Origin of the sequence: Lacipirellula sp., from assembly GCF_965279485.1 — a bacterium.
GTDB lineage: Bacteria > Planctomycetota > Planctomycetia > Pirellulales > Lacipirellulaceae > Lacipirellula.
This window is the reverse complement of the sequence record NZ_CBDIIC010000002.1, coordinates 1,402,179-1,414,346: the sequence shown is the minus strand read 5'-3', so window position 1 is coordinate 1,414,346 and position 12,168 is coordinate 1,402,179. Positions and strand designations below refer to the sequence as shown.

The following is a 12,168-nucleotide window of genomic DNA, read 5'->3' as shown; positions in this document are numbered from 1 at the left end:
GCGCCACGTCGTTTCGCTCAGCAGACGCTTGGCGTGCGAACTCAATCCATCGCACCATAGCAGATTGGGGAGCGGGGGTGTGGAGCGATTTTCTGCCGCGTTGGGGCGAAGGGCCGCTCGTGCCTGGCAACGAAAACGCCCCTCGACGGATCGGGCCGTCGAGAGGCGTCGTTACGAACTCAACAACAAGCGAACTACCCGCAGGCCGGTCGCTTACTTGCCGCAGCTGTCGCCGCAGTTGCAATCTTCGCAACCGCAAGCGTCGCATTGGCAATCGGTGCACTTGCCGTCGGCGCAACCGCAATCTTCGCACTTGCAGTTATCGCCGCAGCAGCACGCCGCGGTCTTGGCTTCCTCGGCTGCATTGACTCCGGCGGTCAGGCCGAGAGCACTGGCGGCAAGGGCGGCGACGGCGGCAAACATGAACTTTGACATGATAGATATCTCCAATGTGATGCGAGGCGCGCAGCCTCGCGTTTGGTACGAAAACTTGAAACGTACAAACGAACGGAATCAGAAAGGACGCGACCGCTCACGACGCGAAAGCGTTGAGAGGCCGTGGCGCTGTTAATTCCGCCACACGGAGAGTAAGGCGTGAAGCCTAATGCTGGGCATGCCGCCCGACGATGCGAGATCAAACGCATTGTGCCACGCCAAGCCGTTCAGGCCGGCATGGGCGACAACCTCGCTGGGGGCAATATACGCGAGTGCCAGGTGGCTGTCGTCCGCTTGAACCGTCGTCGGAGACGCTGGCAGCGGCGATTTGTCGGCGGCGACGCAGCAGTCGCAATTGTCGCAATTCGAGTCAGTGTCGCCCGGGCTGCAGCAAGTGGCAGACGTGGACTCGCTGTTCGATTCGGTCGAACAGCAGCTACCGCCGCAGGTTTCGAGCTCAACCGCTTCCTCTGCAAACGACTGCGGGATCGTGAACCCACAGGTGCAGGCCGAAAGCATCGGCTGCACGCCACCCATGACCACAATGGCCAGCAGGGCGACGCAGCGAAGCATCAGGCGGTGGAGTGTGGAGCGACGCATGGGACGAGACTTAAGGGAAACGGCGCTAAGAGACTGCTCCGGTATTGGCCGTACGGATCAAGCTTAGGAAAGGTTCGCTCGGCAAGGCAAGGGGATTTTGTGGCAGCAGCATTTGAAAGCCACCGGCGGAGCCGGTGGCTTTTATGCGTTGGCCTTGTCGGAAATATCCTTTCGGCCCCAGGCCCCTTCCCAGCGGATGCACTTCACCGCAGTGTAGGCCGCCAGCTTCGCTTGCGCGATCGTATCGCCGAGCCCGGTAACGCCCAGCACGCGGCCGCCAGTGGTGACGATTTGATCCCCCTTCATCGCCGTGCCGGCGTGGAAGACTTTTACGTCCGGCACCTTCGCGGCATCTTGGAGCCCGCGGATCGGCCGGCCCGTTTGGTACTTCCCAGGGTACCCTTCGCTCGCCATGACGACGCAGACCGAAGGGCGATCGTCCCAAACCATCGGGGCAATTTCGTCGAGCTTGCCGTCGACGGTCGCTTCGAGCACGTCGACCAAGTCGCTCTTCAGCCGCATGAGAATCGGCTGGCACTCGGGATCGCCGAAGCGGACGTTGTACTCCAGCACCTTCAGGCCATGCTTGGTAACCATGATTCCCGCATACAGAATGCCGCGGAATGGTCGCCGCGAGCGCTTCATCTGATGAATCGTGGGAACAAGGATCCGCTCCTCGATCTGCTGCAACATCGCCGGAGTGACGAGCGGGGCAGGGGAGTAGGCGCCCATGCCGCCGGTGTTGGGCCCTTGGTCGCCGTCGTACGCCGCCTTGTGATCTTGCGCGGCGGGAAGCGTAATGATGTGGCGGCCGTCGGTGATGGCGAGCACGCTCGCCTCTTGGCCCACGAGCCTTTCCTCAACGACGAGCTGGCTGCCCGCGGCGCCAAACTCACGGTCGCCGGCGATTCTCTGCACCGCTTCGAGCGCCTCGGCCTTCGTGTCGCAAACGATGACGCCCTTGCCGGCGGCGAGGCCGTCAGCCTTGATGACCATCGGCTGGTCTTCGCGCTCGACGAGGTAGGCGGTGGCGCTGGCGGCGTCGCGGAAGGTGCGGAAGTCGGCCGTGGGGACGTCGGCGTGGCGGAGCAGGTTCTTGCAGAAGACCTTGCTCGCTTCGAGTTCCGCCGCCTGTTTGCTGGGGCCGAACGCCTTGATGCCCGCGTCGCCGAGCGCATCGACGATGCCGACGGCGAGCGACGATTCCGGGCCGATCACCGCGAGGTCGATTTGGTTGTCCTTGGCGAATTTCACAAGCGCCGGGACGTCGGTATCGCTGATGGCGACGTTCTCGGCGTCCATGGCGGTGCCGGCGTTGCCGGGAGCCACGAAGACGCGCTTCACGCGCGGGCTTTGCTTGATTTTCCAGGCGAGGGCATGTTCACGCCCGCCGCCGCCAACGACCAATACTTTCATCGAACCAACTCCTACGCCGCCTGCGGTTCAGGCTAGCCACTCAATTCATTCTAAACTGCCAAGGACGCCTGGACGCCAAGGGAAGGCGGGAAGTACGCACCACTAATGGACGCTGATGCGGCGCTAACCAGAGAAAGGAATTCATACCTTTCAATTAATTAACGCTGCTCAGGGTTTATTAGCCGTGAGGAAATTCCTTTGCGCCTGCTCGGCGGTCCTCGCGGTTTGTCTTTAGTAAGCTGCGTTCAGCAAATTTCGAACAGACGATTCTAGGCGGGGCAGGGGAGTCGAGATAGGCGGTGCGCGTGCCGGTAGTTCGCAGTTTGATGGCGATGTCGCGTGGACAGAGCGGAGCGGCGCGGTTTTGAGTCACTCCGCGCAGAAAGTTCTCGATAAAGTTGCCGCGCGCCCATGGCATGGCGCGGCGGCGTTGGTAGAATCCGGACCGACTCGCATGATGCAGCGCTCTTCGGTTTGATGCGCACCGCCTCAAGGGAGTTGACATAAGTCGAGCGCAGGGGTTACCTTAGGTCCCGGTTACATTGTGAAAATGATCACAATGTGGTGGAACCAGTTTCGGCGGTGCCTTTTCCGCTTTCCCATCGCAGCGGGCGAAGATCGATGGGAGCGGCTTTTTGAAGGTCGGCGGCGGCGGACGATCTGCCGTAGCGCGACAGCGGTGGTCTAGGCAGCGCCTCATCGAAAGCGCCACCCATGGCTGACAAGAAGAAATTGACGGTCGCCGAGATGCTCGCGGCCGCCCGAGCTGTCGATGGCGGCGCGGCGAAGCCGGCCGATGCCCCGCCGTCTTCAGAGGTTCCGCCAGCCGCAGCCACTCCCTCTCCCGCTGAATCAGCGGCCGCCCCCGCGGCGCCGATCAAACCAGCCGTTGGTCCCGGCGGCGCTCGACCAAGCGTGGCCGACATGCTCGCCGCGGCTCGAGCCAACAAAGGGGGCGCTGCCCCGGCGCCCGCCGAGCCTGCGGCCGCTGCTCCCAAGCCAAAACCAGCCGCAGCCGTCGCCAAGCCAGCTGAACCGACCGCTCCAGCGGAACCGCGCGACACGGCCAGCATTCTCGGCGCTGCCCGCAAGGGCGAGAAGGCGGGCCCGATTAGCAAGGCCGAGGCTGCCGCGAAGGCCCCCGCCCCCGCTCCGCCCAAGCCGACGATTGTCGTGCCGCCGATGCCGCTGAAGCCCGACTACGCCAAGCCGAAGGTCGCCGTCGCTGCCAAGGCGATCGACGACGAAGCCGATCGCCGCGATTTCGTCGGCATCATGCTCGCCGTCGGTTTTTGGATGACGGGCATTATCGGCACGCTGTGGACGCTGCTGACCGTGAAGTTCATGTTCCCGAATGTCCTGCGGGAACCGCCGAGCAAGTTTAAAGTCGGCTTCCCTGACGCTTTCCCGGGCGGGCAGGTGCAGGAGAAGTTCAAAGCCCAGTTTGGCATCTGGGTCGTCAACGCCGAATACAACGGCCAGCAACAGATCGTCGCCCTCAAGTCGGTCTGCACTCATCTGGGCTGCACGCCCAACTGGCTCGAAGCGGAGCAGAAGTTTAAGTGCCCCTGCCACGGCAGCGGTTTTTATAAGGATGGAATCAACTTCGAAGGTCCGGCGCCGCGGCCGCTCGAGCGCTATGCGATTCGCTTAGCCGACGACGGGCAGATCGAAGTCGACAAGAGCCGCACTTTCCAGGAAGAAATGGGCGCCTGGACCGATCCAGGGTCGTTTATTCCGGTGTAGGGCTGTCAGCTATCGGCTCTCGGCTGTCGGCCAGACAGTCGACAGGGCTGGGCTGCAGCGAGGATGCAGAATTCGTTGGACGACACTTTTCTGGCCGAGAGCTGCCAGCCGATAGCCAAAAGCCATGCCTCTAAGCGACACAATCCGCGAATCGCAAATTTGGAAAAGCATCTTCCGGCATCCCATGCCGGTCGATCGCCGCAATCGCATTGTGGTGATGCTGACCAACTTCTTCCTGCATCTTCACCCGGTGTCGATCAAGAAGCAGGGAATCGCGCTCAGCTACACGTGGTGCATGGGCGGGGTGACGTTCTTCCTGTTCCTGGTTGAGACGGTCACCGGCGTCTTGTTGATGTTCTACTACCGCCCGACCGTAGAGTGGGCGTACACCGACATTCAGGCGCTCCGCGACGTCACTTCGCTCGGCCTTTTACGGGAAATTCATCGCTGGGGCGCCCACGCGATGGTCATTACCGTTTGGCTCCACATGTACCGCGTTTTCCTCACCGGCAGCTACAAGCCGCCGCGGGAATTTAATTGGGTGATCGGCGTCATCCTGCTGCTGCTCACGCTGCTGTTGTCGTTCACCGGCTACTTGCTGCCGTGGGATCAGCTCGCCGTCTGGGCCATCACGGTCGGTTCGAATATGGCCCGCGCAACGCCGGTGCTCGGCCACGAAGGTCCGCTACAGCAACTCCTCTCGGTGGGAGGGGTCGACATGATTACCAACGCCTCCGACGCCCGCTTCGCGCTCCTCGGCGCCCGCGAGGTCGGCGAAGAGACGCTCAATCGGTTCTACATTTTGCACTGCATCGCGATCCCGCTCGGCGTGGCATTGCTGCTGGCGATCCATTTCTGGCGGGTGCGTAAAGACGGCGGCATTAGCGGGCCGTTGTAGGGTTCAGGTGTTGGGGTTCGGAGTTCAGGAAGAACAAAAGGCAGGAGGAAGAGGAGAAACATCGGAGCGAAAGGAAGCATTTGGGGAAGGATCGTAGACGGCGGCTAGTTGTTTTGCCGGAGGACGATCGATGCCCGACTACTTGCGAATCGAAGATTTGCTCGTCTACCAGAAGCTTTGCGATCTCCATTTGGACGTTTGCGAATTAACCAGAAGTTGGCCTGCGGAAGAACGCTTTGAACTCGCGTCGCAAGTGCGGAGGTCGTCGAATAGCGCCCCGGCCCAACTCGCGGAGAAACACAGCGATCGGCACCTGAAGAACAAAATCGAAGGTACTAACCGAGCCCGCGGAGAAGCGGCTGAGACGATACATCACCTGTTCATGGCGAAGCGAAAGAAGTATTTGACAGAAGAAGCGTTCGAAGTTTTTCGGAGTAGGTACCACGAGTGCATCAGGATGCTGAACGGCCTGGAGCGAAAACTGGAGATGCAACTACCCCCAGAAGCTCGCCGGTTCACCCCCGCTCCCTCGTCTTCATCCTGAACCCCGAACCCTGAACCCTGACCACTCCCGTCCATGACTCACGGACTTACAGACGCGCAGTTCTTGAATATGGTCGCCTCCTTCTTGGGGCCATATTACCTCGTGCTTGCGCTGATGAACGGCGTCGCCGCCTTGTACCTGTGGCAATCGGGGACGGCGAAGACGTGGTACAACATTCGCGCCGGCGAGCAGACGTTTCCGTTCACCAGTGCGATCGTCTGGCTGTTGCTTGGGTTCATCTTTGTGATCCTTGCTCCTCTGGCTTGGAGCGGCCACGGCGCCTGGATGCCTTCGTTGCCGGAGTCGGTTCGCGAGGCGATCAATCGCAGCACTGGCCCGGTTGTTTACAGCGTCGGCACCGTGGTGCTGCTCAGCATCTTGTTCTTTTGCCGGCGGTTCTTCGTCCAGCCGACGGTCGCCTGGATTGTCTGGAACTTGATGCTGTTGCTGCTCGGGCTGTCGATGCCCGATCGCGACTTCTACGAAATCATCGCGAAGCCGGACAACGTGCCGATCGTGATGCTCGTGTTGCTGCTTGCCTATTTTACCTGGCTGGCGACCTACCGCGCGGTGATCAACGATGATCGAATTGCCCGCGGCGAAGCGCCGCTTGAGGCGCTCGACAACGAGAAGGTGCTCGTCTGGCCCGATCTCGTCTACACCGAGCTGATCTGCATGATCGGCCTGACCGCCTTCCTCATCTTCTGGGCGATTGCGCTCCCCGCGCCGCTCGAAGAGCCGGCCAGCAGCGTGAAGACGCCGAACCCGTCGAAGGCCCCGTGGTACTTCCTCGGCTTGCAGGAAATGCTCGTCTACTTCGACCCCTGGATGGCGGGCGTCGTGCTGCCGAGCATGATCGTCGTCGGCCTGATGGCGATTCCCTACATCGACTTCAACAAGGCTGGCAACGGTTACTACACGATCAACCAACGGAAGTTCGCCTACGTGATCTTCCAGTTCGGGTTCCTGGTGATGTGGGTCACGCTGATCGTGCTCGGCACGTTGCTACGCGGCCCCAACTGGAACTTCTTCGGGCCGTACGAATTCTGGGATTCGCACAAGGTCGAGGCGCTCAACAACGTCAACCTGTCCCAGATTTTCTGGGAGCAGTGGCTCGATCGCCCGCTGCCAGCCAAGCCAGAAATGGCTTTCGTTCCTGCATACCTACCATCGTGGCTGCATTGGCTTCAGCCTGTAGGTCAGTTCTTTGGTGTCGTCTTCGGCCGTGAAATTCTTGGCACGCTGCTGGTGCTTTTCTACTTCATTGCGTTGCCGCCAATCATGGCGCTCACTGTGTTCCGTAAGTATTACCAACGGATGGGACTGATCCGTTTCATGTTGATGGCGAACCTGATGCTCTTCATGGCGTCGCTCCCGATCAAGATGGTCCTGCGTTGGGTCTTTAACTTGAAATACATCATTGCGATTCCGGAGTACTTCCTGAATTTTTAGCACGCAGCGGTTAGTAGTGAGCGATCAGCGGTCAGCCACAGGAAATGGCATGGCGGCTAATTCGACCTCTGGCTGACCGCTGAAAGCTGATAGCTGAAAGCTTTCTTCCTATGCCCGCGACGGAACAAACTTGGCGCAATCAACGGACGATGCACGTCATCTTTGGCGCGAGCGCCATCGTGATGGCGATCGCCACGGTGATGCTGATGGCCCGCGATCACAATCGCGAGTGGAAGGACTGGACGCTCAAAGACCGAAAAAAAGACGCCTGGATGATCGAGTCGCGCCGTGACGCGATCGCCGAGCAGTACGCCAAGGAGATGAACTCGTACGAGGACGAACTGCGGAACTACGACAGCCAGCCGATTCCGCGGAATTTTATCGACCAGTTTGAATCGCTTGTCGACAAAGAGGATCAGCGCCTCAAGAGCAACCCGGCGGCGAGCGAGCCGAAGCCAGCGTCGAACGACTCCGTGAATGCGGCTCCTCAGTCGGAGATCACGCTGGTCGCTTTCCAAGAGGAAACTGCCGCGAAAGCCGAGCCGCAATTTGACGGACTGGAACAGGCCTACGCCGATCTTGCCGCGACGGCTCCCGGCATCGCTGAGGCCCAGGCGACGCTCGTCAAGCTGAAGGCCGATCTCGACGCAGTAAAGAAGCAAGCGGCCGAGCGGGCCGCGGCTCCGGCGCCGAAGCCCGAGGAAGCCGAAGCCGCCGCGCAGGCCGCCGCCGAACTCACCGAAAAAGAGCAAACGCTGACTGACGAGATCAAAACCGCCCAGTCGGCGCTGTGGGCCGCGCAAGACAAAGGCGTCGTCGCCCGCGGCAAGGTCTTGGGGCAGTTCAACGATTTCATCCGCGCCGCCCGCTTCCGCGAGAATACCCTGGTCGCCCGCAAGAAGTCGCTCAACGGCGAACGGACCGCCAAGGTGAGCGAGCTCGGCATCAAGATCGGCCACAGCAGCGATGAGCAGGTGATCGCGGATCTGCAGGCGAAAGTCGACGATCTCGACGCGGGCATCGCCGAGCTGACCGCCGGCATTGCCGCCGCCAAAGAGTATCGGATGAGCCTGGAGCAGGTCGTCTCCGAGGTCGGCGCCGAAAAGGTCGTTGCGGCGAAAGAACTCGACGCGATGAAGACCGAGCTCACGCGGCTGGACGAGCAGGTCGCGCTCAACACGTCGAACGCCGGCGAATGGTTCACACGGTTGCCGATTCTCAACGCCCTCTACAGCGGCAACGTGAAGATCGAGCAGAACTGGCTCCCCGATCTGACGATCAACTACAACTTCTCGCAGGTCGCGCGGTTCGATCGCTGCATCACCTGCCATCGCGGCATCGCGAAGACGGCGCCCGGCACGGCCAGCGACCCGATGTACCCGACGCTGCCCGAAGAGCTGCGTAACCTCACGGTGCAGATGATGACGCCGGAGACTCAGCCGCTCGCAGGGACGACGCTGCTCGAAGCTTACGGCATGCAGCTATCGCCGACCGGTATCATCAATGACGGCGACGTCACGGTGCACTTTGTGATGCCGGAATCGGCCGCCGCGAAGGCGGGAATTGAATCGGGCGACGTGCTTCAGTCGATCGCCGGCTCCCGGGTGTACAGCCCGGCCGAAGCCGATGAACGTCTGCTAACGCTCGTTGATTGGAACAAGCCGGTGGCGATCTCACTTCGCCGCGGGTTGAATCATCCGTTCACGAGCCATCCGCGACTCGACCTGTTCCTCACCGACACCAGCCCTCATCCGCTGAAGGACGTCGGCTGCACCGTCTGCCACGACGGCCAAGGAAGCGGTACGTCGTTCCCATGGACCTCGCACACGCCGAACGATGCGAAGGAACAGAACCGCTGGGCCCAGGAATACGGTTGGTTCGACAACCATCACTGGATCTTCCCGATGAAGCCGGCCCGCTTTGTCGAGAGCAACTGCCTAAAGTGCCATCACGACAAGGGCTCGCTTGAGCCGAGTCAAGAATTTCCCGAACCGCCAGCGCCGAAGCTCGTCGAAGGTTGGTCGCTGGTCGAGGAGTTCGGCTGCTTCGGTTGCCACGAAGTGAACGGTTGGGACAGCCCCACCGCCAGCGTCGGCCCCGACGTTCGGTTGGAGCCGAACTACGCCGAAGTCGCTGCCGCCGTTCTGCGGAGCAAGAATCTCTCGGACGGTCAGCGCGAGTTGGCTCAGCAGCTGCGATTCCAACCGAGCAACAACGAGATTCGTTTGCAGCTGCTCAGTTCGATCGCCGCGAAGCCGACGCCGCCGGGCGAAGACGCGGAAGGGGCGGACGAGCAGACTCCCGAACAACAGCAGGCCAGCGCCGATCTGCAGCGGCTTTCGACGTTGCTGAAAGACGTCGAGATCCCCGGCGAGTACCGCAAGGTTGGCCCCAGCCTCCGCTACATTAAGTCGAAGGTTGACTACGAGTGGCTCTACAGCTGGGTCCGCAAGCCGGCCGACTTCCGGCCGTCGACAAAGATGCCGCAGTTCTTCGGGCTGTACGAGCATCTGAGCGAAGTGAGCGACGCTGCTCAGTTGGCCGATAGCGAGCGTTTCGAAGCGATCGAAATCCGCGCGATCACCGAGTACCTGCTGAACGCGAGCGACGAATTCCAGTATCTTTCGCCGCCCGAAGGAATCACCGAAGAACCGTCCGCCGAACGCGGCAAGTGGGTCTTCGAATCGCGCGGCTGCCTGGCGTGCCACTCGCATGATGAGTTCCCCGGCATCGCCTCAACGCAAGGGCCGAATTTGTCGCGGCTCGGCGCCAAGCTGAATACGGAGAAAGGCCGCCGCTGGCTCTACTCGTGGGTGAAGGAGCCGAACCGCTACCACGCCCGCACGGTGATGCCGCAGCTCTATCTCGACAAGATCGTCGAGAAGAACGCCCAGAATCAGCCAACCGGCGTCGTCAGCGACCCGGCCGCCGATGTGACCGCGTTCCTGCTCAGCGTGCCGACCGATTGGCAGCCGCACGACGTTCCGGCCGCTGGCCAGTGGACCGACAAAGAAAAGAACGACCTCGTCGATCTCGCGCAGCTGTGGCTCACCAGCGACGCGATTCCGAAGGCCCGCGCTCGCAAGTATCTCGAAGGCGAAGGGTTTGCCGAGTCCCAACGGGCCAAGCTGAAGACCAACGAACGACTGCTGATCGGACTCAACGACCAAAACCGTACGGAGCGGCAGTTGGAGTTCGTCGCCCGCAGTACGATTGGCAAGTACGGCTGCTTCGGCTGCCATGACATTCCGGGCTTCGAAGATGCGAAGCCGATCGGCACCGCGCTCGCCGACTGGGGCCGCAAAGAGACGTCGAAGCTTGCGTTCGAGAACATCCACAAGTTCCTCGAAACGCACGGCATCAACCCCGAGAATCCAACGCACGACGCTCAGGCGATTGTCGATGCCGAAGCTTCCAAGCAGACGGCGACGATGCCCGAGGGCGCCGATGGTCACGACGCCGAGCATACGGCTGAGGGCGATGATGCCCGCGCCGCGAGCCATGGGCACCTCGATCCGGCGACATTCAGCGCCGACGACGGGTACTTCGTCCAGTCGCTCAACAGCCACGGTCGCGACGGCTTCATTTGGCAGAAGCTTCGCTATCCCCGCAGCTACGACTACAAGACGACGCGGAATAAGAACTTCAACGAACGGCTGCGCATGCCGAAGTTCCCGTTCAACGACCAGCAACGGGAAGCGATCATCACGTTTGTGCTCGGCCTCGTGAAGGAACCGCCGGCGACGAAGTTCTTGTTCAATCCCAACGACCGCCAGCGAGCGATCGTCGACGGCCGGCAGGTGCTGGAACGCTTCAACTGCGGCGGCTGCCATACGCTCAAGATGGAGCAGTGGGTCTTCAACTACGGCAGCGACACGTTCGAGGATGCCTCGGAAGTGGTCGATTTCCCCTTCCTCGATCCGAAGTTCAGCCAGCAGCAAGTTGCCGCGTCGCTCGCGAAAGACTTCCGTGGGCTGATGCACGCCAACATCGCCGGCCAGCCCGTCTTCGACGAGGAAACGGGCGAACCGACGTGGGTCGACGAAGATCGCCAGCCAATCACCGCCGAGGAAGTCCTCGAAGCGGAACGCGAAGATGGCGAGACGATTCCGGTCTTCTACCGCTTCGGCCTGTGGGCCAACGAGTTGATCAACGGCCAGCCGCGACTGCGCGGCATCGACGAACTGCTGATTCCCGCCGATCGAGCGAAGTACGGCCCGGCCAACGGCAACGCCTACCCGGCTTGGGGCGGCGACTTGGCGCGGTACCTCTTCCCGAAGGTGATCGAGCGAGCCAAAGAGAAGAATCCGCAGGTCAACGGCCGCGAGGCCTGGGGCTGGCTCCCGCCGCCGCTGATGGACGAAGGGAAGAAGGTGCAGACCGACTGGCTACACGGCTTCTTGATGGACCCGTCGGCGATTCGTCCCGCCGTCGTCATGCGGATGCCTAACTTCCACATGTCGAGCGAGGAAGCGGAGAAGCTGGTGAACTACTTCGCCGCGATGAGCGACGCGAAGTACCCCTACGAGTACAAGCAGCAGCAACGGGCTAGCTACCTGACGAACCTCAACGCTGCCGGCGGCGACCCGCTCGGCGAGGCGATGACGATCGTCACCAACGGCAACTACTGCGTGAAATGCCACGCCGTTGCCGACTTCGCTCCGCAGGGCGATCCGAACACGTTTGGGCCGAACCTAGCGGATGCGCAACGCCGCTTACGGCCGGAGTTTACGCGCAATTGGATCGCGAATCCGGCCCGAATTCTGCCGTACACCGGCATGCCGGTGAATATCCCGTACCGGCCAGACGACCCCCACCTGGGGGGAGTGGCCCAAGACCTGTATCATGGAACTAGTATCCAGCAGCTCAACGGATTGGTTGATTTGCTGATGAATTTCGACGCCTACGCCCGCCGCAACACCTCGGTCAGCTCGCTCGTGGAGCAGGCCGTCGCTGCCCAGTCGGCGAGCGGGGCGAATTCGCCCCCGGCCAATGGCGGTTCTGCGGCCGACGCGTCGGGCGAATCCACGCCATAAGGGCTCCCGCCTTCCGGCCCGAAGAAACGAAAGTGAGTGAT

8 protein-coding genes are annotated in these 12,168 nt (G+C 61.5%); 5 read left to right on the top strand and 3 right to left on the bottom strand.

Translation table 11 applies throughout. The annotated features are described in order from the left end of the window. Positions 1-213: 213 nt before the first annotated feature. The 3 genes from ACQY7R_RS13325 to purD all read right to left on the bottom strand — a co-directional run bounded on the left by ACQY7R_RS13325 (position 214) and on the right by purD (position 2,451). A complete protein-coding gene (locus tag ACQY7R_RS13325) occupies positions 214-435 on the bottom strand; it encodes a hypothetical protein (protein ID WP_428306084.1) in 222 nt (73 codons plus the stop codon). A 132-nt stretch (positions 436-567) separates the two neighbouring features. After that, positions 568-1,035, bottom strand: coding sequence for a hypothetical protein (locus ACQY7R_RS13320; protein WP_428306083.1), 468 nt, complete (start codon positions 1,033-1,035; stop codon positions 568-570). A 141-nt stretch (positions 1,036-1,176) separates the two neighbouring features. After that, a complete protein-coding gene (gene purD / locus ACQY7R_RS13315) occupies positions 1,177-2,451 on the bottom strand; it encodes a phosphoribosylamine--glycine ligase (RefSeq protein ID WP_428306082.1) in 1,275 nt (424 codons plus the stop codon). A 714-nt stretch (positions 2,452-3,165) separates the two neighbouring features. On the opposite strand from purD, the gene ACQY7R_RS13310 reads away from it, so the two are divergent. From ACQY7R_RS13310 to ACQY7R_RS13290, 5 genes are all read left to right on the top strand, one after another. After that, a complete protein-coding gene (locus ACQY7R_RS13310) occupies positions 3,166-4,197 on the top strand; it encodes a ubiquinol-cytochrome c reductase iron-sulfur subunit (RefSeq protein WP_428306081.1) in 1,032 nt (343 codons plus the stop codon). A gap of 124 nt (positions 4,198-4,321) precedes the next feature. Further along, entirely contained in the window at positions 4,322-5,095 is a 774-nt protein-coding gene (locus tag ACQY7R_RS13305; protein WP_428306080.1) for a cytochrome b N-terminal domain-containing protein, read from the top strand. A 130-nt stretch (positions 5,096-5,225) separates the two neighbouring features. Beyond that, positions 5,226-5,639, top strand: a complete 414-nt coding sequence (locus tag ACQY7R_RS13300; protein ID WP_428306079.1) for a four helix bundle protein — start codon at positions 5,226-5,228, stop codon at positions 5,637-5,639. A 33-nt stretch (positions 5,640-5,672) separates the two neighbouring features. Then, complete coding sequence (locus ACQY7R_RS13295) at positions 5,673-7,091, top strand: hypothetical protein (protein WP_152100498.1); 1,419 nt, start codon at positions 5,673-5,675, stop codon at positions 7,089-7,091. Between the two features lie 110 nt (positions 7,092-7,201). Next, on the top strand, positions 7,202-12,127 hold the full coding sequence (locus ACQY7R_RS13290) for a hypothetical protein (RefSeq protein ID WP_428306078.1): 4,926 nt from the start codon (positions 7,202-7,204) through the stop codon (positions 12,125-12,127). Positions 12,128-12,168: the final 41 nt, after the last annotated feature.

Coding starts and splice junctions, on each gene's coding strand:
- ACQY7R_RS13305 (WP_428306080.1), top strand. CDS start 4,322: ATGCCTCTAAGCGACACAATCCGCGAATCGCAAATTTGGAAAAGCATC.
- ACQY7R_RS13325 (WP_428306084.1), bottom strand. CDS start 435: ATGTCAAAGTTCATGTTTGCCGCCGTCGCCGCCCTTGCCGCCAGTGCT.
- ACQY7R_RS13295 (WP_152100498.1), top strand. CDS start 5,673: ATGACTCACGGACTTACAGACGCGCAGTTCTTGAATATGGTCGCCTCC.
- purD (WP_428306082.1), bottom strand. CDS start 2,451: ATGAAAGTATTGGTCGTTGGCGGCGGCGGGCGTGAACATGCCCTCGCC.
- ACQY7R_RS13290 (WP_428306078.1), top strand. CDS start 7,202: ATGCCCGCGACGGAACAAACTTGGCGCAATCAACGGACGATGCACGTC.
- ACQY7R_RS13310 (WP_428306081.1), top strand. CDS start 3,166: ATGGCTGACAAGAAGAAATTGACGGTCGCCGAGATGCTCGCGGCCGCC.
- ACQY7R_RS13320 (WP_428306083.1), bottom strand. CDS start 1,035: ATGCGTCGCTCCACACTCCACCGCCTGATGCTTCGCTGCGTCGCCCTG.
- ACQY7R_RS13300 (WP_428306079.1), top strand. CDS start 5,226: ATGCCCGACTACTTGCGAATCGAAGATTTGCTCGTCTACCAGAAGCTT.